Origin of the sequence: Tolumonas lignilytica (assembly GCF_000527035.1) — a bacterium.
GTDB classification, from domain to species: domain Bacteria; phylum Pseudomonadota; class Gammaproteobacteria; order Enterobacterales; family Aeromonadaceae; genus Tolumonas; species Tolumonas lignilytica.
Genome location: NZ_AZUK01000001.1, coordinates 1,090,177 through 1,110,881, shown reverse-complemented (window position 1 = coordinate 1,110,881; position 20,705 = coordinate 1,090,177). Strand labels below are relative to the sequence as shown.

Genomic DNA, 20,705 nt, shown 5'->3' with positions numbered 1-20,705 from the left:
CTCATCTAGTCTGTTAACAATTGAGTAACAAAATTACGATGAGTAGGAAGCAGATGACTGACTGGCGGTTGAAATTAACTCCGGAACAATTTCATATTTGTTGGGAAAAAGGCACTGAACGGCCATTTTCCGGTGGGTTATTACATAACCGAAAAACCGGAATTTACCACTGTGTCTGCTGTGATGCGCCATTATTTGAATCCAGTGCCAAATTTGATTCCGGATGTGGCTGGCCCAGCTTTGATCGTGCGGTACCGGATGCGATTCGGTATGAAGAGGATCTCCGGCACGGTATGCGTCGGGTTGAAATCCTCTGTGCAAATTGTGGCTCGCATTTGGGACATGTTTTTCCGGATGGACCAACAGAAACCGGACAGCGCTATTGTGTAAACAGTTTGGCGCTGGAGTTTAGTGAAGCGGATAAAACCCCCTAACGTAGTAAGGGGGGTCTCGGATGAATTCGCCGAGTTTAGTGTGATAGCTCTCCCCGAAGGTCTTGCTGCATCAGTGTCCGGATTTGTTCCGGTGACAAATTCTGACTGAGCAGAAAATGCAATTTGGCCAATGCAGCTTCGGTCGTCATATCGTAACCGGACAACACCCCGGCATCGGCTAGTGCGTTACCGGTGGCATACCCACCCATATTGACTTTACCACGCAGACACTGACTCAGATTCACGATGATCACCCCACGCGCAGAGGCCTCGCGCAGCAGTTGCAGCATGGCTGAATTCTGCGGCGCATTGCCGACGCCGTAGGTCAGCAGAATTAAAGCCTTAACCGGCTGTTGCAGGATATTGGCAATAACATCGACTGAAATCCCCGGATATAACGTAACGACGCCGATGGGCTGCGGTTGAATCGAGTGCATTTTCAGCGGTTTATTCGTAGTTTCGGCCGGTTTCCCAGCGTTCCATTCAATGTGGATCCCCACATCCAGCAACGGAGAGAAATCGGGCGAATCGAAAGCATGAAAACCATCGGCATGTACCTTGGTGCTGCGATTACCACGGAATAGCTGGTTGTTGAAATAAAGCGTGACCTCATGCACCGGATAATTGGCCGCAATATAGAGCGCGTTCAGCAGATTTTGCTGTCCGTCGGAACGGAGTTCCGCCAGCGGGATCTGGGAGCCAGTGATGATCACGGGTTTATTCAGATCTTCCAGCATGAAGGAGAGGGCCGAGGCGGTATAGGACATGGTGTCAGTCCCGTGTAGGACGACAAAACCATCAAAATCGTCGTAATGATCCCGGATATCCTCCGCAATACGTTGCCAGTCTGCGGGAGTCATATCTGAAGAGTCAATCAGCGGGCTGTATTCATGAATGACATAATCCGGCATCTCTGGACGATGGAATTCAGGCATGTCTGCCAGACAGTTCTCCATGAAGCCAGCCTGGGGGATGTAGCCGTTACTGGAGCGTTGCATACCGATCGTGCCACCGGTATAAGCAATATAAATACGTTTTTTCATTGAAATAACCTTGCGTAAAACAGAGAGGCAATGCCTCTCTACTGCTGACAAACCGGACAATAACTGTAAATTCCCTGTGGATCTTGTAATGCGTTTAACGGCGCCAAGGCCTTATTACTCAGCGACCACCATTGCAAGGCGAGTTGCCCCAATGCGGAGTGGGTGAAGGTGGACGGCAGATATTCCGCACTCTGATCAAACAGTTCACGTAGTAATTTATCGGTAGTGGATAGCTCAGGTTCAATTGGCGTGATCTGATAATCGGTCAATTTCGCGAGCTTTCCAGCGGCTGCAAAGGCCTGATCCAAACCACCCAGTTCATCGACCAGCCCTAATTTTTTCGCATCCGTGCCAACCCATACCCGACCCTGAGCAATACTATCGACCTGTTCAGGTGTCATTCCGCGACCTTCAGCAACCAGATCCAGGAAACGTTGATAGGTATTTTCCACGTTCATCTGTACGATTTGCTTGATGTGCTCCGGCAGGGGTTGGGTTGGGCTGATCCCGGTGAAATCAGTGGTTCCTAAGCCATCGGTGTGCACACCCAATGCGTTTAAGGCTTTATCGGCGGTTAAGAACATACCGAACACCCCGATAGAACCGGTGATGGTGGCGGGTTCGGCATAGATCTTATCGGCATCGGCGGCGATCCAGTAGCCACCGGATGCGGCGACACTCCCCATCGAAACAACTAGCGGTTTTCCTGTTGCCTTGAAGGCGAGAAGGGCGGTCCGGATCTGTTCTGCGGCAAAGGCACTGCCGCCAGGGCTGTCGATACGCAGTACCAGAGCCTTGATCTTATCGTTGTACATGGCTCCGCGGATCTGTTTGGCCAGTTCCTCACCATTGATATTGTTCGCCTGTTTGCTGCTGTCAACAATGGTTCCGGCGGCGATCAAAAGACCAATTTGTGGTTTTCCTGCGGTGTTTTGATAGCGGGGAGGGAGTGACTGTAAATAGTCATCCATATCAATGCGCCGAAAATCATGTTTATCGCTGCCGGCAAAATCGCGGATGGTGTCCACCATTTCATCATGGGTGGCCAGTTGATCCACCAGCCCTTGATCCAGAGCATACTGGGCTGCATTGCCTTCTGCTTTTGCCAAACGGCTTAACACCTGTTCTTTGGTAGGGGCGATGGCATCGGCGGGAATGTGTCGGGCGGTGCTGACATCGGTGACATATTGCTGCCAGACGCTACCTAACCAACGCTGGTTTGCTTCCCGAGCCTCAGGCGACATATCGTCGCGGATGTAGGGTTCCACAAACGACTTATAGGTGCCGACACGAAATACATGTGGGGTCAGATTGAACTTATCCAATGCAGATTTGAAGTAGAGGTTATATAGGCCTAAGCCCTGAATGGTGACGGCCCCGGCGGGGTTCAGCAAAATAGTATCGGCATGCGCGGCGAGCAGATACTGATGTTGCTGATAAAAATTACCGACGGCGACCACCGGTTTTTTGCTCTGTCTGAAATCGTCCAGTGCGTGTGCAATGCTCAACAGTTTACCGATGCTGGTGGACTCTAAATCAGCCGTCTTTAAGACAATCCCTTTTACGTGGGGATCTGTTTTCGCTTTCTGAATGGCATACACCACATCGCCGACGGCAATTTCACGGGGCTTATCACTGTCGGATAACCATTTTTGCATCAACTGATCGGCTGGATTCGGTGTTGTGCTCTGTTCAACCAATTTACCAGCCAGATCAAGGACTAATGCTCCATCATGAATGGTGACATCCGGTTTTTCCTGCCGCAGGCCGATCAGGATACTTAATACAATCGCGACAAAGATCAGATTCAGCAGTAGCAGCCGGGTAAAATTGACTGCCCGCCACATGGAACGGAAAAACCATTTAATACTTCGGAAAAGAAAACGCATTGAATAATTCCCGCAAGAGTTTAATAACGACATTATCTAAATAGTTGGCATAGATTACTACGCCTCTCGCTATGAGAGCGATCTGTGATGCAGTTATCTTCGTAGATCCTGTGATATGTTGGTAAGGATAATGGTAATCAATAATGAGGAACAGCATGAATCAAGCCGGATTATCTCTGTTATTGAATCGCGCATCGTGCGGTTTACTGCAAATGCCAGCACCGAGTGGTGAAGTGCTGGAACATATTTTACAGGCAGGGTTGCGGGCACCGGATCATGGTCACTTACAACCTTTTCGGTTTTTACTGGCCGAAGGGAGTGGGCTCAATCGGTTGGGGACGCTATTGGCGGACAGTGCTCGGGCCGATGGTGCGGGTGAGGATGTGGTAGAACGCGCCACCCAAATGCCGCTGCGGGCACCATTGGTCATTACGGTCGTCGCTAAAGTGACACCGCATAATAAAGTGCCTGATTTTGAACAGCATCTGGCGGCCGGCTGTGCGGTGATGGCCATGCAAATGGCGGCGCAAGCCCAAGGTTTTGGTGGTATCTGGCGTTCCGGGCCTTTGATGTATTCCCGCAAGCTGCATGAATTACTGGGGTTGGCAGAACAGGACCAGATCGTCGGCTTTCTTTATCTGGGCACGCCAGCAACGACGTTGCGAGAGCCATCTTTTGTCAACAGCGCGGAGTTTGTTCGCTGGGTCTGAGTTATGGTGAAGTACTCATTTCATCCAGTGTCAGTGAAAAACTGGGGATAAACACATCGATGAAATATTGCACGGCGGGCGTCATGCGTTGTTCCAACATGATTTCCAGCCGACGTTTGGCTAGTACAAATTCCTTGTTCCCTGCAGCGATCTCTTCAAGACATTTGATATAAGCGCAGAGCGTGTCGGCCGCTTTGACCACCTTGGCGGCCTGCTCATCCTGATATTCAGAATCAAGTAATGCCCGATAATCTTCAATAAATTCATCCGGCAACAGCGATAACAACTGTTTTTCTGCCAGTTTTTCGATCTTTTTATATTCCGTCGCAATGGCATTATTTTGATACTTAACGGGGGTTGGCAAATCACCGGTGATGATTTCAGTGGCATCGTGGAACATGGCCATCAGTGCAATATGGGCAGCATCAAGTTGGGTGTCGAATTTCCGATTGCTGATCAGTGCCAGAGCATGCGCCACCATGGCCACCTGCAAGCTGTGTTCGCTGATATTCTCTTTTTGGATATTGCGCATCAGAGGCCAGCGATAAATCAGTTTCATGCGGGATAACTGCGCGAAAAAATGGCTGGAGAGGATGGTTGATTCATTGGCTGACATGGCCGACCCACAAAGCTGAGAGAGATATTACTAATATTGATAACAAAAAAATGGCGACTTTCAAGTCGCCATTTCATCCGATCACTGTTTATAGGTTTTCAGGAACCGGGCCAGACGTGTCATGGCATCCTGCAGCTGTTCTTCTGCGGGCAGGAACACAATGCGGAAGTGATCCGGTGCCGGCCAGTTAAAACCGGTTCCCTGCACGATCAGCATTTTTTCCTGTTGCAGCAGATCAAACACCATTTTCTGGTCATCTTTGATCGGGTAAACCTTCGGATCGAGTTTTGGGAACATATACAACGAGCCTTTCGGTTTCACACAAGAAACGCCCGGGATGTTGTTAAGCAGTTCCCACGCCAGATCGCGCTGTTTGCGCAGACGACCACCGGGTAAAATCAGTTCGTTGATACTCTGATAACCGCCGAGCGCAGTCTGAATGGCAAACTGCATCGGCACGTTGGCACACAGACGCATCGAGGCCAGCATTTCCAGCCCCTCAATATAACCGCGGGCATTCTGTTTCGGGCCGCTGACCATCATCCAGCCTTGGCGGAAGCCACAGGCACGATAGGCTTTGGATAGACCATTGAAGGTGACGACCAGCACGTCATCACACAACGTACAGATGCTGTGATGGGCAATATCGTCGTAAATGATCTTGTCGTAAATTTCATCAGCAAAAATGATCAGTTTGTTCTGGCGGGCAATTTCGATCACTTCCAGCAGGAACTCGGTGCTGTACACCGCGCCTGTCGGATTATTCGGGTTGATCAGCACAATACCGCGGGTGCGAGGGGTGATTTTGGATTTGATATCATCCAGATCTGGGTACCAATCCGCTTGTTCGTCGCAGATATAATGTACCGGGCGGCCTCCGGACAGGGTAACAGCCGCAGTCCACAGCGGATAATCCGGCGCAGGAACCAGCAGTTCATCGCCGTTGTTCAGCAGTGCCTGCATCGACATCACAATCAGTTCACTGGCACCGTTGCCGATATAGATATCATCGACATCGGCTTTGCGCAGCCCTTTCTGCTGATAATACTGGGCAATCGCTTTACGCGGGGCAAACAACCCTTTGGAATCACAGTATCCCTGACCCTGGTGCATATTGACGATAACGTCTTTGATCACCTCTTCCGGGGCATCAAAACCAAAAGGGGCGGGGTTACCAATATTCAGTTTCAGAATGCGATGGCCTTCGTCTTCCAGACGACGTGCTTCTTTATGGACCGGACCACGAATGTCATAACAGACGTTGTCCAGCTTATGGGATTTCTCAATAAATGACATGACTACAACGTGCCTCTGCAATACTTGCGGGAGAACCGACAGGCGGGCTGGCTCCCTGGACGCCTATTGTTCTCCATCTGCGACTCTAAAACAATGGCATTTGTCGGTTTTTTCTACTGATGACTAAGCCACAAGGCCAGAGTCAATAGTTTTTTATTCTGATAATAAATCTCTATTCAGTTATTTGTATCGGTGTTTCATGATAAATCTGTTCTAAAATCTGTCGCTCGAACTTATAATGAGGAGATGCAATCCGGTGCGCTTTTAATTCCTGACGAATACGCGGCGGGAAAGTCAGGCCATTTGCCATCAGCACGAACGCCTTACGTTTACCCGATGCGGTAGTGATAAATCCAGCCAGATTGGAAACGTTTTGTAAGGTACCGGTTTTGGCGGTGACATTTTTGACGAGTGGCGGATTCTGCACACTACCCCGTGAACCCAAGGTACCGCTGACACCGGCAACCGGTAAGAGTCCAATGATGTGCAATTCGTTGTCATGCAGCGCCATGTAATCCAGCACTTCCAGCATTTGTTTTGCGGTGATCAGGTTGTGTGCGGAAAGGCCGGAACCATCGGCTAATAGAGCAGATCCCAAATCGATGCCGGCTTTGGTTTTCAGTATATTCCGTACCGCATCAGCTCCGGCGGCATAACTGGCTGCCCGATGCAGATAATAATGACCTAACGCCCGCGACAAGCTATCTGCAATCAGGTTATCAGAATGCTTCAGCATTCTATCCAAGAGTTTTTTCAGCGGTGCGGAAGGAATATGTGCCAGTTCGACCATATTATCGGGAATATGACGTACGGCCTTGATCTGTCCGCTGATCGTGAGCCCGGCATGTTTCGCGGCCCAGCCAACCAGTTCAACCCCCCAAGCCGTCGGATCGGTGATCGCAAAACTCAAAGGCCAGGGCGATCCGGTTTGTTGAGGAATACAGCCGGTCAGGTGGTAGTTATTGTCTGAATTCATATCTACCCGCAAATCGCAGCCGAAATAATACTCTTGCTGAGTCACGATACGTGCTTCGCTGGTGATGGTAATGGGCTGTCCGGCCGGAATGATCGGTTGTGCGATAGCCCCCAGTTGATCGGCTTTTAGTTGTGCATAAACACAGTTACGATCAATGATCACGGCAGAAGCCGGTGCGGTGAAGCACACAGGTAAATCGTTCCATGACCAGCCATCACCATGGTCGTAACCACCATAGCCACTGACATCCAGCAGGATGTCGCCACGGATCTGGGTCACTTTCTGTTGTTTCAGATAGGCGAGTAAATTAACCAGTGCTTCACGGGTTAAATCGGGGGCCCCATCAAATTGCAGCACTAAATCACCGTTTAACACACCATTTTGGATGGCCCCTTGTGGTGCCAGCATTCGGGTTTTAAATTGCCATTCAGGCCCGAAATAGAGAGTGGCGGCTAATGCTGTCAATAATTTCTGGGTTGAAGCTGGTGTCATGAAGGTATCGCCATGATAAGAGGCGATTGCGTTGGAACCGGGTTCATTAAAGGCGAGTGCGATCCGGCTTCCTTCCGGGACTGATATTGCTGCCTCGGCACTGCACAGCGTCAATAAAGTAAAAACGAACAGAAGTGCAGAGCGCATATATTGTGACATCATAAAACAATCTCAAAGAGGGCGTGGAGGGTGCAAAACGCCGCTGAAACAGGATTTGTGCTGGCCGATTATAGAGCCCTATCGTGTTGGTGCAACATTCACAACACAAACGCGGTAAGATCATGTATCTTATACCGCGATTTTATGCATAAAACCCTTAACCTGGTGAGAACAACCAATGATTATTGCGCCGAAAGTCCGTGGCTTTATCTGTACCACCACCCATCCTGCTGGCTGTGAAGCCAATGTCCGTCAACAGATTGCTTATGTCAAAAGCAAAGGCCCGCTGGCGAATGGCCCGAAACGGGTTCTGGTGATTGGCGCTTCTACCGGTTATGGTCTGGCATCCCGTATTACTGCTGCCTTTGGTTCAGGCGCAGCGACGATAGGTGTGTTTCTGGAAAAAGCCGGAACCGAAAAGAAACCAGGCAGTGCCGGTTGGTATAACTCTGCTGCATTTGATAAGGCAGCAAAGGAAGCGGGTCTCTACTCTAAGAGTATCAACGGCGATGCATTTTCTGATGAATGCCGTGCCAAGGCCATTGAACTGATCAAAGCTGACCTAGGTCAGGTTGATATGGTGGTTTATTCTCTGGCATCGCCAGTGCGTAAACTGCCGACTACCGGTGAACTGGTTCGCTCTGCACTGAAACCAATCGGCGAAGTGTATAAGGCAACGGCAGTTGATACCAATAAAGATGAAATCATCGAAGCGCAGGTTGAGCCAGCGAATGATGAAGAAATCGCCAACACCATCAAAGTGATGGGCGGTGAAGATTGGGAGCTGTGGCTGAACGCGCTGGATCAAGCGGGCGTACTGGCTGATGGCGTGAAAACCGTCGCTTACAGTTATATCGGCACCGATATTACCTGGCCAATCTACTGGCATGGTACGTTGGGTCGCGCGAAGGAAGATCTGGACCGTGCAGGTGCCGCTATTCGCGCACAGCTGAATAGTAAACATGGCACCGCGAATGTGGCGGTATTGAAATCCGTTGTTACGCAGGCTTCTGCGGCGATCCCGGTGATGCCATTGTATATTGCTATGTCTTTCAAACTGATGAAAGAGCAGGGCATTCACGAAGGCTGTATCGAGCAGATCCAGCGTCTGTTCTATACCCGTCTGTTTGATGGCGAATTTGTCACTGATGATGCACAGCGTATCCGTATGGATGACTGGGAATTGCGTGAATCAGTCCAACAGGCTTGCCGTGATTTGTGGCCACAAGTGACCACTGAAAACCTGTCACAACTGACCGACTACCAGGGTTATAAAGATGAATTCCTGAAGCTGTTCGGTTTTGGTTGGGATGGTGTCGATTACGATGCGGATGTTAATCCGGACGTCAATTTTGATGTGATTTCGTTATAACAGCTCCGCATTAAAATGCTAACGCCCCAGTGATGGGGCGTTGTTGTTTGTAGCTGACGAAAAATTCGCTCACCGCGCGGTTGATTTCACCGTTGGTTATGAGATGCGACCAATCTGTTTTATGATGCGTGCTCTTTTCTGTTTTGATGTAGATTTTGATGAACACAGTGTGGATTAAACATTTCATTTATGGTCGGGTTATTCTATCTATATTACTCGGCGGTTTGTTACTCAGTGGCTGTAGTCGTTTTGAATCGGGCCAGAACCAGAGTGCGGCACATAATGCCAAGCCTTCTGCAAATCTGCAGAACGCGTGTGCATCGAAATATCAATGTGAATGTCAGAACACGTCGGAAACTCATTCTGACACTCACATTTCCAAGACGGATTTGGTGGCACAGCTTGACGATACGCTCGCCAGAACAAAAGCCATTCAAGCTTGGCCGTTCAGCAAAATAGATCATTGCCGCCGTGAATTTCCGTATCATTTTACAGTGGTATCCATTAACCCGGCGATTGTTGTTGGTGCCCCAGTTCAGTCGTCCTCTGCCGCGACTTGTACGTCGATTAACTGCCTGCGTTCCAGAAAGTTTATCGGGTATTACGAGGTAGATGACCAATTCACGAATGAGCCGGGTTTGGTCTGGTTCTCTCCCGAACATGGTCCGCGACTATTCGATGTGCCTGCGCATGCCAATAGCATTTTCCTGCTGATCGGTGGCAAAGCTGTTCGCCTGAAGCGAAAAGGCAATCAATGGCACTTGAGCCGCAAAAATTAATTTTATCGTGAGAGATAAAGCAATATTGCCATAAAACCGAGACAGACCTGTTCTGGTCTGCATTTGTCCAACAAAAAAGGACTTACAACAATCTGCTGTAAGTCCTTCTTTTATTTGGTGGCCCCTCCCCGGTTTGAACGGGGGACCAAGCGATTATGAGTCGCCTGCTCTAACCACTGAGCTAAGGGGCCGAATTGGTGCGTATTATACGGATAGCGCTATCGGGTGTCTATATTTCAACAGGTTAGACGCTCACAAAAGCGTCAACCTGTGATTTGAATAGACTACTCGTCGAGGAAGCTGCGGAGCACTTCAGAACGACTAGGGTGACGCAGTTTACGCAACGCTTTGGCTTCGATCTGACGAATACGCTCACGGGTAACGTCGAACTGTTTACCCACCTCTTCCAGAGTGTGGTCAGTGTTCATGTCGATACCAAAACGCATACGCAGAACCTTCGCTTCACGCGCGGTCAGGCCGGAGAGGACATCACGGGTTGCCGCTTTCAAACTTTCTGAAGTTGCTGCATCCGCTGGCAGAGCCAGTGTGGTGTCTTCAATAAAATCACCTAAGTGCGAATCTTCATCATCACCAATCGGTGTTTCCATGGAGATAGGCTCTTTGGCGATCTTCAGCACTTTACGGATCTTGTCTTCCGGCATGCCCATCCGTTCTGCCAGCTCTTCAGGGCTAGGCTCGCGACCCATTTCCTGCAGCATCTGGCGAGAGATACGGTTCAGTTTGTTGATCGTTTCGATCATGTGAACCGGAATACGGATCGTGCGTGCTTGGTCGGCAATAGAGCGGGTGATGGCTTGTCGGATCCACCAAGTGGCATAAGTTGAGAACTTGTAGCCACGGCGATATTCGAACTTATCTACCGCTTTCATCAGACCGATGTTACCTTCCTGAATCAAATCAAGGAATTGTAAACCACGGTTGGTGTATTTCTTCGCGATGGAGATAACCAAACGCAAGTTAGCTTCAACCATCTCTTTTTTCGCACGGCGGGCTTTCGCTTCACCGATGCTCATACGACGGTTGATGTCTTTGATCTGGGCAATCGACAGACCGGTTTCCTGTTCAACTTGCTGTAATTTCTGGATAGAACGCTGTACGTCTTCATCCATACTTTCCAGCGCGGCAGACCAAGGCTTGCCACTGCCTTTTGCAAATTCGAACCAACCATTGCTGGATTCATTGTTAGTGAATGCGGCAACGAAGTTTTTCTTCGGCATTTTGGCGTATTCAACGCAGTAACGCATGATCAGACGTTCCTGAACGCGTACACGTTCCATCATGTCGCGCATGCTGTTAACCAGACGGTCAAACTGCTTCGGCACCAGACGGAATTCTTTGAATACGTTAGCTAATTCAAAGATCTGAACTTTAGCTAGCTCGCTTTCACGACCACTGTCTTTGATGGCATCACGTGTTTTCTCATATTGCACACGCAATGCGGCAAATTTTTCACGGGCCACTTCCGGATCCGGACCAGTATCTTCATCCGCATCATCGCTGCTGTCGCCGTCTTCATCTTCGTCATCGTCATCACTGCTGTCATCATCAGTCAGATCTTCTTCGTCCAGACCTGAGCCAATGTTAGTTGCAGTCGGTGGCAAATCGTCATCTTCACTGACGAAGCCAGAGATAATGTCGCCAAGGCGAATATGGCCAGCTTCAAAACGATCAAACTGATCCAGCAGATAAGTGATCGCTTCCGGATATTCCGCAACGGAGCTTTGTACCTGGTTAATACCGTCTTCAATGCGTTTGGCGATGTCGATTTCGCCTTCACGGGTCAACAGTTCTACTGTACCCATCTCGCGCATATACATGCGAACCGGGTCAGTAGTACGGCCAATTTCAGATTCAACAGACGCGAGCACCTGTGCGGCAGCTTCGGCTGCATCTTCATCAGCGGCACTGCTTTCGGTCAGCAACAGATCATCGGCATCAGGTACGCTTTCAACGACCTGGATCCCCATGTCATTGATCATCTGAATAATGTCTTCTATCTGATCCGAGTCGACGATATCCTGTGGCAGATGATCGTTAACTTCAGCATATGTCAGATAGCCCTGCTCTTTACCTTTGGCAACGAGGAGTTTTAGTTGCGACTGAGGGGTTTGCTCCATAGAACTCATCCGGTTGGTACTTACTAGGGCAGATGAACTTGCCCGGTGGCGTAAAATCCGCCGATTATAATGAAACGACGGCCGTTTTGCACGTTAACGACAAAGTAAAAATCCGCCCCGTTATATTTCATAACAGGGTAAACGGTTTGTTCAGTGCTGTGTTGCAACATTCAAGTAGCTATAATCCCGAAAACCGGGCTGTGTTAATCATATAGTGCCGCCAAGCATGAAATTCAAGCCGGCTGCTATTTATTTCGTGGAACGTTTGTACTCCGTCAGTAAAAACTGAAGTTCCTGTTTTTCGTCAAGATTCAGTTGATGCTGATTAAGCAGATTATCTAATCGTTGCTGTAAATAAAGATCCAGCAGACGATCACAGATATCTTCCAGCTCTTGCTGAATATTGTCGCCCACGGCGACCTCTTCCAGCATGGCCAGTTGCGCCAGCGCGCGACCTTCTCGGGTGTTACGCCAGTGTTCTAATAACTGACCGGTCGACATGGGGTTGTTATGCAATTGCGTTAACAGCGATAACAACACGTCAATGCCTGGTTCATTTAATGATCTTAGCACATCCGGCAGGGAAGGCAGTAATGCGGCTTGCTGCGGATGCTGCACGACGAGGGCAATGGCGCGCCGGATCAAAGTCAGTTTTATTTTGCCTGCAGTTTTAGGTGTCGCTTGCGTCGGTTGCTGCGCTTCCAGTTCCTGACGGCGGAAAATATCACGCAGACGTTTTTCATTTTCGCCCCAGCGCAACTGCGCCGACAGCTTTGTCAGCAGACTTTCACGGTTAAAGCCTTCCGGCACCCGTCGGATCAGGGCTATCGCTTTGTTAGCCAGTTCATTTTGTCCGGCTTCACCACTTAAATTCAGATCTCGCGTCAGGCGTTCAAACAGGAAATCGGCATATGACTGTGCGTTATCCAGCTGATGTTCAAAGGTTTCCCGGCCATATTCACGGATGAAACTATCCGGATCGTGTTCTGTCGGTAAAAAGACAAACCGCAGGTTTTTGCCGTCTTGCAGGCTTGGCAGGGCATTTTCCAGCGCTCGCCATGCGGCCTCACGACCGGCGTTATCACCGTCATAGCAACAGACGACTTCCGACGTGGTACGAAACAGCAAATGCATATGATCGGCGGTAGTGGAAGTTCCCAGCGACGCCACTGCGTAATCCACGCCAAACTGTGCCAGCGCAACGACATCCATATAGCCTTCGACGATCAGGATCCGGGTCGGAGAACGGTGACGCTCTTTAACCTGATACAAACCAAACAGTTCTTTGCCTTTGTGGAAGATCGGCGTTTCCGGCGAGTTGAGGTATTTGGGAGTCCCATCGCCTAACACCCGGCCACCAAAACCGATCACCCGACCACGGCGATCGCGGATCGGAAACATGATCCGATCACGGAAGCGATCATAACTACCGCCACCATCACGACCAATCAACATGCCGAGTTCAATCAATTGGGTTTCGGTTGCGGCGGAACGGACCAGTGTCTGACGCAAACCATCCCAGCCACCGGGGGCATAACCAATCGCAAACTGTTTCACGATCTCGCCAGTCAGCCCGCGACCTTTCAAATATTCGATCGCTTGCGGTGCGTTTTTTAACTGGTTTTGGAAATAACGAGCAGCCCATTCCATCAATTGATAATGGTCGGCGGAAGGCGCAGGGCCTTGGCTGTGCAATGGCTGATCGTTCGGTACGGTTAAACCATGCAAATTGGCTAATTCACCAATTGCATCAGGAAAGTTTAACCCGTCGTATTCCATTAAAAAGCCAATCGCATTGCCGTGCGCACCACAGCCAAAGCAGTGATAAAACTGTTTTTCCGGACTGACAGAAAAAGAAGGGGATTTTTCGTTATGGAACGGGCAACAAGCCTGATAGTTTTTACCGGCTTTTTTCAGATGAACGCGACTATCGATCAGCTCGACAATGTCGGTGCGATTCAGCAGATCATCAATGAAGGATTGCGGGATTTTGCCTGCCATCTGAATTCCGTCTGCCAATAAAACAAGCCGCGCAATCAGCAGAGTGCGCGGCTTATCGAGAAAACTTAACGGTCTGTAAAATTAGTACAGACGGTTACGACGTGCGTTTTCGCGAGCCAGTTTCTTCATGTGACGTTTAACAGCAGATGCTTTAGCACGCTTACGAATAGTAGTTGGCTTTTCGTAGAATTCGCGGCTGCGAACGTCTGACAGAACACCTGCTTTTTCGCAGGAACGTTTGAAGCGACGCAGAGCTACGTCGAATGGCTCGTTTTCACGGACTTTAATAACTGGCATGTGCCTTTCACCTCGGTGTGAATGTTTTTCTGGCTGAAAGTCAGCCTTACTAAAAATGGTGCCGAATTTTAATCCTATGGATGGGGGTCTGTAAACCCCGATCAGAACAAGCTGGAGTAAAAAACCGCTGAAATGTACCATAGCGCCCCATTAATCGGTCGAAATTTTACCGGAGTAACCGAAAAATGCGGGTATTAGGTATCGAAACATCGTGTGATGAAACCGGGATCGCGATCTTTGACGATCAACAAGGGATCCTCGCTCATCAATTATATAGCCAGATTAAATTGCATGCCGATTATGGCGGTGTTGTGCCGGAACTGGCCAGCCGGGATCATATCCGCAAGACATTACCCTTGATCGAGGCTGCCATGCAGCAGGCAGGTTGTCGATCCGAGGATCTGGATGGGATCGCCTATACCGCCGGGCCGGGCCTGGTCGGTGCGTTGCTGGTTGGCGCGACCATTGCTCGCTCACTGGCCATGGCCTGGAATAAGCCAGCCATTCCGGTGCATCATATGGAAGGTCATCTGCTGGCGCCGATGCTGGAAGATCGAGTACCGGAATTTCCTTTTATTGCGCTGTTAGTTTCCGGCGGACACACGTTGTTGGTGCGGGTGGATGGTATCGGCCAGTATCAGATCCTCGGCGAATCGATTGATGATGCGGCAGGGGAAGCCTTTGACAAGACTGCCAAATTGCTGGGATTGGATTATCCGGGCGGCGCTGCGTTATCCCGGCTGGCGGAACAGGGTGTGGCTGGTCGATTCGTGTTTCCGCGTCCGATGACGGATCGTCCTGGCTTGGATTTCAGTTTTTCCGGCCTGAAAACCTTTGCGGCGAACACGATCCATAGTCAGGGATCAGATGATCAGACTCGTGCTGATATTGCCCATGCTTTTCAGTCAGCGGTTGTGGATACCTTGGCCATCAAATGCAAACGGGCGTTGCAGGAGACGGGGCTCAAGCGTCTGGTGATTGCGGGCGGTGTGAGCGCTAACCAACAGTTACGCAGTCAGTTGGCAGAGCTGATGCACAAATTGGGAGGCGAAGTCTTCTATCCACGTCCGGAGTTTTGTACAGACAATGGGGCAATGATTGCGTTTGCGGGTATGCAACGTTTGAAGGCGGGCCATACTACCGGGTTGGAGATTGTGGTACAGCCACGCTGGAATCTGGAGACGTTAGCGGCGGTGACGCTTTAGCGGGTGGCGCGACCAAACCTTGGGCTCGAGGCCTTGCAGCAGCCGACTGATGTTTTCGTGATGACGCAAAATGATCAGACAGCACAGCATGGCCACGGGCAGGGTGTATTCGGGTTTCAGGCAATAGGTATAAACAGGCGCCAGTAATGCGGCACTGATGGCGGCGAGTGATGAGTAGCCACTGAACAGCAGCACGATCAGCCAGGTGATAATCATGAAACTGCCCATATCCAACCCTAAAGGCATCAAAGCACCGAGCGCGGTAGCAACTCCCTTACCGCCGCGGAAATGGAAGTAAAGCGGGTACATATGCCCCAGACAGGCGGCAATACCGATGAAGCCAAGATAAAGCGGCGAGATGCCTAAATACCAGGCGAGATAAACCGGAACGGTGCCTTTCAGCATATCCAGTAAAAACACGATGAAGGCGGCGAATCGGTTGCCAGAACGCAGCACGTTGGTGGCACCGGGGTTATGGGAACCATATTCGCGAGGATCGGGTAGATGACAAAAACGGCTGATCAAGACCGCATTACTGATAGATCCCAGTAGATAAGCCATGCCTGTCATGGCAAAAGTGAGTGCGAGCATAAGTCTCCTGACGTTGTTCGCGGCACTATTTTTCTATCGGCGCTGGCTGGAGTATGATCCATCCCCGATACCCACGTTCCAGATTAGCAGAATTAGGATAAAACATGGATAAAGTCTTTATCGATCATCTTGAAGTCTACTGTACGATTGGCGTGTATGAGTGGGAAAAGCAGATCACCCAGAAATTGGTGGTGGATCTGGAAATGGATTTTGATACGCAGGCGGCGGGTGAGCAGGATGACATGTCGCTGGCGTTGGATTATGCCGCTGTATCAAAGCGGGTCACGGATATGATCAGCACTCGTCCTATCGGGTTGGTCGAGGCGGTGGCGGAACAGACTGCGCAGTTGTTGCTGAGTGAATTTCCTGTGTTGCGGGTACGGGTGCGGGTGACGAAACCGGGTGCGGTCGTGAATGCCCGTGGTGTCGGGGTTGAGATTGTGCGGGAGGCATAATGGCCCGTATTTATATCGGTGTTGGTTCTAACATCGAACGGGAGCGTTATCTGCGGGCGGGTTGGCAGGCATTGCAACAGGTCTTTGCGGATTGCCGTTGTTCAACGGTATATGAAAGTGATGCGGTCGGGTTTGATGGCGCTCCCTTTTACAATCTGGTGATTGCAGCCGAAACCACGGTGAGTGTCGCTGAAGTAGCGGCACAGCTGCGGGCCATTGAGTTTGCCCATGGGCGACCAGCGAATGCCCGGAAGTTTTCAGGCCGTACCTTGGATCTGGATCTGTTGGCTTATGGCGAAGAAGTGATGAGTGCGCCAGTCGAATTACCGCGCAGTGAAATTCTGCTGAATGCGTTTGTTTTGCGGCCCTTTGCGGAGCTAGCTCCGGAGTGGCGGCACCCCTTGGCTAACATGACCCTTGGGGAACTCTGGTCTGAATATGACGCCAGTCGTCAGCCATTGCGTGCGGTGGCCTTCGACTGGGTGTAGGGTCTATTTATCATTCCAGCGACAGTGGATTTCTCGAATGGCAAAGATACGGCGGCGGCTTAACTGCAGCCGTATTGCTTCCCCTGTATAACCGGCTTCCAGAATGGGTCTGACGGCGACGGCTGCTGCCGCATCATAGGCTTGCTGTACATATTCGGGTTCCGGATATTCTCGTTCTGCAAATCCGAGACGGCCATAAAAATCGGCCTGACAGCACAGCAGCAGTTGGGATAATCGTTCCGGTTTGCGCCAGACGTCCAGTCGATCAAACAGTCTTAACAGAGTGGCCGGACGCAACTGTAATGCCGTGTGCACCAGAGAATGCAATTCACTCACCAGTAAGGCCAGATCGCGACACTCATTAGGTACTTTCAATCGCTTACACAATGACTGAATCAAGGGCAATCCACGATCCCCATGTCCGTGATGGCTGGGCAGGATATGTGCTGGCGTTTGTGCTTTACCCAAGTCATGACAGAGCGTGGCAAAACGTACAGCCAGTTGTTCACTGCGCTGACTGGCTTCATGCAATGCCATCATCACATGCACACCGGTATCGACTTCCGGATGCCAATCCGGACGCGCGGGAACCCCGAACAAGGCTTCCACTTCCGGTAACAGTATTGGCAGAGCTTCGCAATCGTGGAGCACCTCAAAAAAGATCTGTGGATTACGCCCTGAGAGCACTTTTTCCAACTCTTTCCAGACACGTTCCGGTGTCAGGTGATTCAGCTCACCGCTGCGACTGAGTTTTCGCATCAACTCCAGCGTTTCCGGGGCAATGTAAAAACCTAAATGATGGAAACGAGCTGCAAAACGGGCAACACGCAACACACGCAACGGATCTTCGCTGAACGCCGGGGAGATATGGCGCAATACGCGATCCTGCAGATCGCGCATACCGCCATAAGGATCATGCAGTTGTCCTGCTTGATCTTGGGCGATCGCGTTGATAGTCAGATCCCGACGCAACAGATCTTGTTCCAATGTCACATCGGGGGCCGCATAACAGGCAAAACCGGTATAACCACGACCTTCTTTGCGTTCAATGCGAGCGAGGGCGTATTCTTCTTTTGTCTGGGGATGCAGAAAAACCGGGAAGTCGCGTCCGACAGGAATGAAACCTTGATCTAATAACGTCTGGGCTTCACTGCCGACCACGACATAATCCCGCTCGGTCACCGGTAAGCCCAATAGTGAGTCCCGTACGGCGCCGCCTACCAAATATATTTGCACTGGTTTAATCCTCAATTTTCTCAGCAAGATTATAGCCTGCTTTTGACTTCATTCGTGCTGCGGATTACTCTGCGACGACTACCCATGGGATCAGCTGATTATGTATAAAGCCTTTTTTAGCCTAACGGATACACCGTTTTCTATATCGCCGAATCCTAAATATCTCTATATGAGTGAACGCCATACCGAAGCCCTTACCCATCTTTTATATGGTTTACGCGATGGGGGCGGATTTGTCTTGCTTACTGGCGAAGTTGGGACTGGAAAAACCACCGTGTCCCGCTGTTTGCGCCAGCAATTACCGGAAAACACAGATTTGGCCTTTATTCTGAATCCGGCTTTGTCAACGGAAGACCTGCTAGCTTCCATCTGCGATGCATTCAAACTGACGACACCGCAACCTGCCAGTCTGAAAACGCTGTTTGATACCCTGCATCAGTTTTTAATACAAAATCATCAGGCAGGACGCCGCACATTGCTGGTTATTGATGAAGCCCAGCATCTGATGCCTGATGTCTTAGAACAATTGCGTTTACTGACCAATCTCGAAACCGATGAAGCAAAACTGTTACAGATCGTCTTGATTGGTCAGCCAGAGCTGCAGCAGCTACTGCGTCAGCCGCTGTTACGCCAGTTAGCGCAACGGATCACGGCCCGCTATCACCTGTTACCGCTGGATCTGAATGATCTGGATGCGTATGTCCGTTTTCGTTTGCAGGTTGCCGGTTGTTTGCAACCTTTGTTTACACCGTCTGCCATCCGAACATTACACCGCTTAAGTGGCGGTATCCCCCGCGTGGTTAACCTGATTTGCGAGCGTGCATTATTGGGGGCATATGCGGCTGGCTGTGAACGCATCAACCATAAGTTGCTGGCTCAGGCTGCTTATGAGGCAACCGGGATAAGGGATGAAGGCAGTACGTTGTCGGTGCTGTCATTTGCACTGGCTGGGTTGATCATGCTGGTGGCTGGCTGGTTTGGCTGGCAGCAATGGGGCATCTTGCCACAGCCGCCAGTGAAAAAAGTCATGGTCCCTGTGGCATTACCGCCGGATGCCAAGCTAGTGAAGCGCTTTGAGCGTGCCGCAGGTGACGCCGCCTATGAAGATCAGGCGATGCAGCAGCTCTATCGGGTATGGGGGGTGGAAACGGCAATCGATCAGGCTCATTGTGACAGTGCTCAACGCGTAAAATTGCGGTGTCTGCAGTCACAGGCTTCCTTTGACGAACTGTTGCAGTTGAACTATCCGGCCGTGATCCGACTGACCGAAGAGGACGGTAAGGAACTCTATGCGGTTCTGCTGCACATAGCGGATGGTCAGGCTGATATCCTGCTGGGAAGTGAACGCTGGCAAGTTTCTGTTGATTGGCTGAAAAAGGTGTGGGGGCGGGATTACACCCTGCTTTGGCATTTACCGGATAGTGGCAATACCCTCATATCAAAACGCAGCGGCATGGGGGATATCCAATGGCTGGAAACGGTCGTTAGTCAGGCGTTGCATCAACCCGTGCGCCCGAAAGTAAAACGATTTGATACACAGCTGGAATCAAAAGTGCGTCAGTTCCAGCAAGAGGAAGGGCTACAGGCCGACGGTGTGGCAGGTGAGCAGACATTATTGCGCTTAGTGATGCATAGTAAAGAAGCCGTACCGCGGTTAACGGGTCGTATACCCGCACAACAAACGGTCAACAGCAATGATGCAGCCAATGACACCGGAGGTGCCAGCTAATGTCTCTACTAACATCGGCTTCACGCCAGGCAAAACGGGTCGAACAGACCCATTTTTTCATGCCGGAACAGTTATCAGGAGAACAAGGCTCCAAGGCTCGAGTGCTGGCATGGTTGTTGGGGCTGCCGCTTTGCATTGTTCTAGGGGCGGCCACAAACTACGGATGGCACAAACTGCACAATCAGCCGGTCATCCGTCGTATTGAAGTTCCCCACCCGACAGAACTGCCCTATAAACTGTTGTCTCAAAATTATGAGTTTGTCACGGAACCGCTGCCAGAGCCTGAGATCGCACCGGATCCGGCCATGACGTCAGCGCAAACAACACCTACACTTAACGATAAGGCCACAGATCCCGACCCGGTGGTGGAACTGCAAACCGATTCTCGGAGTTCATTGGAAAAACGTTTTATGCAGGCGGTTAACGACTCACGTCAGGCTACGACGGAGACAGCCGCCACGGTGAAAACAAAAACACCGGATGCGACACCACTGAGCATGCTGCCGCCGAGAATCAGCCAGCAAGTACCCACGATGAAATACGGTGCACATGTGTATTCGACTATTTCCGCTAACCGCGTCATCAATATCAATGGTCATGATTATCATGAGGGCGATGAAGTGGTTAAAGGCGTGGTACTACTCAAAATTGAACCTGAAGTCAGTATTTTTCGTGTCGGCTCGCAAAGTTTTAGTTTAAATGCGCTGACAGACTGGAAGGGCTATTGAAAGCATAAGCACGCGAGTGCACTATAACCGATTGAGTTAAAAGATAAATAAAGCTATGCCATCATAGCTGA

At 50.4% G+C, this 20,705-nt stretch carries 19 protein-coding genes and 1 tRNA gene; 9 read left to right on the top strand and 11 right to left on the bottom strand.

Annotated elements, in window-relative coordinates:
* Positions 1–53: 53 nt before the first annotated feature.
* Positions 54–434 carry a peptide-methionine (R)-S-oxide reductase MsrB gene (gene msrB, locus H027_RS0105230; protein WP_237657925.1) on the top strand — a complete coding sequence of 127 codons (381 nt, stop codon included), beginning with the start codon at positions 54–56 and terminating at the stop codon, positions 432–434.
* Positions 435–469: 35 nt separating this feature from the next.
* Here the strand turns inward: msrB and ansA are convergent, their stop codons facing one another.
* Together ansA and sppA are read right to left on the bottom strand one after the other, a co-directional pair.
* Positions 470–1,477, bottom strand: a complete 1,008-nt coding sequence (gene ansA, locus H027_RS0105225) for an asparaginase (RefSeq protein WP_024871465.1) — start codon at positions 1,475–1,477, stop codon at positions 470–472.
* Positions 1,478–1,515: 38 nt separating this feature from the next.
* Positions 1,516–3,366: a signal peptide peptidase SppA gene (gene sppA / locus H027_RS0105220; RefSeq protein WP_024871464.1), complete on the bottom strand. Its 1,851-nt coding sequence runs from the start codon at positions 3,364–3,366 to the stop codon at positions 1,516–1,518.
* A 155-nt stretch (positions 3,367–3,521) separates the two neighbouring features.
* Between sppA and H027_RS0105215 the strand changes: the two genes are divergently transcribed.
* Positions 3,522–4,076: an NAD(P)H nitroreductase gene (locus H027_RS0105215; RefSeq protein WP_024871463.1), complete on the top strand. Its 555-nt coding sequence runs from the start codon at positions 3,522–3,524 to the stop codon at positions 4,074–4,076.
* Between the two features lies 1 nt (position 4,077).
* Here H027_RS0105215 and yfbR read toward each other — a convergent pair whose 3' ends face one another.
* The 3 genes from yfbR to dacB all read right to left on the bottom strand — a co-directional run bounded on the left by yfbR (position 4,078) and on the right by dacB (position 7,618).
* Positions 4,078–4,671, bottom strand: a complete 594-nt coding sequence (yfbR, locus tag H027_RS0105210) for a 5'-deoxynucleotidase (protein WP_024871462.1) — start codon at positions 4,669–4,671, stop codon at positions 4,078–4,080.
* 102 nt (positions 4,672–4,773) lie between these two features.
* A complete protein-coding gene (locus tag H027_RS0105205) occupies positions 4,774–5,988 on the bottom strand; it encodes a pyridoxal phosphate-dependent aminotransferase (RefSeq protein WP_024871461.1) in 1,215 nt (404 codons plus the stop codon).
* Positions 5,989–6,160: 172 nt separating this feature from the next.
* Positions 6,161–7,618 (bottom strand): D-alanyl-D-alanine carboxypeptidase/D-alanyl-D-alanine endopeptidase, encoded by a 1,458-nt coding sequence (dacB, locus tag H027_RS0105200; protein ID WP_051448954.1) that lies wholly within the window; start codon positions 7,616–7,618, stop codon positions 6,161–6,163.
* Positions 7,619–7,793: 175 nt separating this feature from the next.
* Between dacB and fabV the strand changes: the two genes are divergently transcribed.
* Both fabV and H027_RS0105185 read left to right on the top strand, forming a co-directional pair.
* A complete protein-coding gene (fabV, locus tag H027_RS0105195; protein ID WP_024871459.1) occupies positions 7,794–8,987 on the top strand; it encodes an enoyl-ACP reductase FabV in 1,194 nt (397 codons plus the stop codon).
* A 158-nt stretch (positions 8,988–9,145) separates the two neighbouring features.
* A complete protein-coding gene (locus tag H027_RS0105185; protein ID WP_024871458.1) occupies positions 9,146–9,766 on the top strand; it encodes a hypothetical protein in 621 nt (206 codons plus the stop codon).
* A gap of 115 nt (positions 9,767–9,881) precedes the next feature.
* On the opposite strand, the gene H027_RS0105180 is transcribed toward H027_RS0105185, so the two are convergent.
* From H027_RS0105180 to rpsU, 4 genes are all read right to left on the bottom strand, one after another.
* Positions 9,882–9,957 (bottom strand) — tRNA-Ile (locus H027_RS0105180).
* A 93-nt stretch (positions 9,958–10,050) separates the two neighbouring features.
* Positions 10,051–11,961, bottom strand: coding sequence for an RNA polymerase sigma factor RpoD (gene rpoD / locus H027_RS0105175; RefSeq protein WP_272912562.1), 1,911 nt, complete (start codon positions 11,959–11,961; stop codon positions 10,051–10,053).
* A 192-nt stretch (positions 11,962–12,153) separates the two neighbouring features.
* On the bottom strand, positions 12,154–13,905 hold the full coding sequence (dnaG, locus tag H027_RS0105165; protein ID WP_024871456.1) for a DNA primase: 1,752 nt from the start codon (positions 13,903–13,905) through the stop codon (positions 12,154–12,156).
* 81 nt (positions 13,906–13,986) lie between these two features.
* Positions 13,987–14,202: a 30S ribosomal protein S21 gene (gene rpsU, locus H027_RS0105160; RefSeq protein WP_015879712.1), complete on the bottom strand. Its 216-nt coding sequence runs from the start codon at positions 14,200–14,202 to the stop codon at positions 13,987–13,989.
* Between the two features lie 185 nt (positions 14,203–14,387).
* Between rpsU and tsaD the strand changes: the two genes are divergently transcribed.
* Positions 14,388–15,407 (top strand): tRNA (adenosine(37)-N6)-threonylcarbamoyltransferase complex transferase subunit TsaD, encoded by a 1,020-nt coding sequence (tsaD, locus tag H027_RS0105155; RefSeq protein ID WP_024871455.1) that lies wholly within the window; start codon positions 14,388–14,390, stop codon positions 15,405–15,407.
* Here the strand turns inward: tsaD and plsY are convergent.
* The gene (gene plsY, locus H027_RS0105150) at positions 15,387–15,998 is read right to left on the bottom strand and encodes a glycerol-3-phosphate 1-O-acyltransferase PlsY (protein ID WP_024871454.1); all 612 of its coding nucleotides are present in this window, start codon (positions 15,996–15,998) and stop codon (positions 15,387–15,389) included. The genes tsaD and plsY overlap by 21 nt on opposite strands.
* A gap of 104 nt (positions 15,999–16,102) precedes the next feature.
* Between plsY and folB the strand changes: the two genes are divergently transcribed.
* Together folB and folK are read left to right on the top strand one after the other, a co-directional pair.
* Positions 16,103–16,453: a dihydroneopterin aldolase gene (gene folB / locus H027_RS0105145; protein WP_024871453.1), complete on the top strand. Its 351-nt coding sequence runs from the start codon at positions 16,103–16,105 to the stop codon at positions 16,451–16,453.
* Positions 16,453–16,941: a 2-amino-4-hydroxy-6-hydroxymethyldihydropteridine diphosphokinase gene (gene folK, locus H027_RS0105140; protein ID WP_024871452.1), complete on the top strand. Its 489-nt coding sequence runs from the start codon at positions 16,453–16,455 to the stop codon at positions 16,939–16,941. Before folB ends, folK begins: the two co-directional genes overlap by 1 nt.
* Positions 16,942–16,944: 3 nt before the next feature.
* Here the strand turns inward: folK and H027_RS0105135 are convergent, their stop codons facing one another.
* Positions 16,945–18,177, bottom strand: coding sequence for a multifunctional CCA addition/repair protein (locus tag H027_RS0105135; RefSeq protein WP_024871451.1), 1,233 nt, complete (start codon positions 18,175–18,177; stop codon positions 16,945–16,947).
* A 100-nt stretch (positions 18,178–18,277) separates the two neighbouring features.
* Between H027_RS0105135 and H027_RS0105130 the strand changes: the two genes are divergently transcribed.
* Positions 18,278–19,906 (top strand): ExeA family protein, encoded by a 1,629-nt coding sequence (locus tag H027_RS0105130; RefSeq protein ID WP_024871450.1) that lies wholly within the window; start codon positions 18,278–18,280, stop codon positions 19,904–19,906.
* A complete protein-coding gene (locus H027_RS0105125; protein WP_024871449.1) occupies positions 19,906–20,634 on the top strand; it encodes a general secretion pathway protein GspB in 729 nt (242 codons plus the stop codon). The genes H027_RS0105130 and H027_RS0105125 overlap by 1 nt, the downstream gene beginning before the upstream one ends.
* Positions 20,635–20,705 lie beyond the last annotated feature (71 nt).

Excerpts from the sequence above, each read along its gene's own strand:
- msrB (WP_237657925.1), top strand. The coding sequence starts at position 54 with ATGACTGACTGGCGGTTGAAATTAACTCCGGAACAATTTCATATTTGT.
- ansA (WP_024871465.1), bottom strand. The coding sequence starts at position 1,477 with ATGAAAAAACGTATTTATATTGCTTATACCGGTGGCACGATCGGTATG.
- sppA (WP_024871464.1), bottom strand. The coding sequence starts at position 3,366 with ATGCGTTTTCTTTTCCGAAGTATTAAATGGTTTTTCCGTTCCATGTGG.
- H027_RS0105215 (WP_024871463.1), top strand. The coding sequence starts at position 3,522 with ATGAATCAAGCCGGATTATCTCTGTTATTGAATCGCGCATCGTGCGGT.
- H027_RS0105205 (WP_024871461.1), bottom strand. The coding sequence starts at position 5,988 with ATGTCATTTATTGAGAAATCCCATAAGCTGGACAACGTCTGTTATGAC.
- dacB (WP_051448954.1), bottom strand. The coding sequence starts at position 7,618 with ATGATGTCACAATATATGCGCTCTGCACTTCTGTTCGTTTTTACTTTA.
- fabV (WP_024871459.1), top strand. The coding sequence starts at position 7,794 with ATGATTATTGCGCCGAAAGTCCGTGGCTTTATCTGTACCACCACCCAT.
- H027_RS0105185 (WP_024871458.1), top strand. The coding sequence starts at position 9,146 with ATGAACACAGTGTGGATTAAACATTTCATTTATGGTCGGGTTATTCTA.
- dnaG (WP_024871456.1), bottom strand. The coding sequence starts at position 13,905 with ATGGCAGGCAAAATCCCGCAATCCTTCATTGATGATCTGCTGAATCGC.
- rpsU (WP_015879712.1), bottom strand. The coding sequence starts at position 14,202 with ATGCCAGTTATTAAAGTCCGTGAAAACGAGCCATTCGACGTAGCTCTG.
- tsaD (WP_024871455.1), top strand. The coding sequence starts at position 14,388 with ATGCGGGTATTAGGTATCGAAACATCGTGTGATGAAACCGGGATCGCG.
- plsY (WP_024871454.1), bottom strand. The coding sequence starts at position 15,998 with ATGCTCGCACTCACTTTTGCCATGACAGGCATGGCTTATCTACTGGGA.
- folB (WP_024871453.1), top strand. The coding sequence starts at position 16,103 with ATGGATAAAGTCTTTATCGATCATCTTGAAGTCTACTGTACGATTGGC.
- folK (WP_024871452.1), top strand. The coding sequence starts at position 16,453 with ATGGCCCGTATTTATATCGGTGTTGGTTCTAACATCGAACGGGAGCGT.
- H027_RS0105130 (WP_024871450.1), top strand. The coding sequence starts at position 18,278 with ATGTATAAAGCCTTTTTTAGCCTAACGGATACACCGTTTTCTATATCG.
- H027_RS0105125 (WP_024871449.1), top strand. The coding sequence starts at position 19,906 with ATGTCTCTACTAACATCGGCTTCACGCCAGGCAAAACGGGTCGAACAG.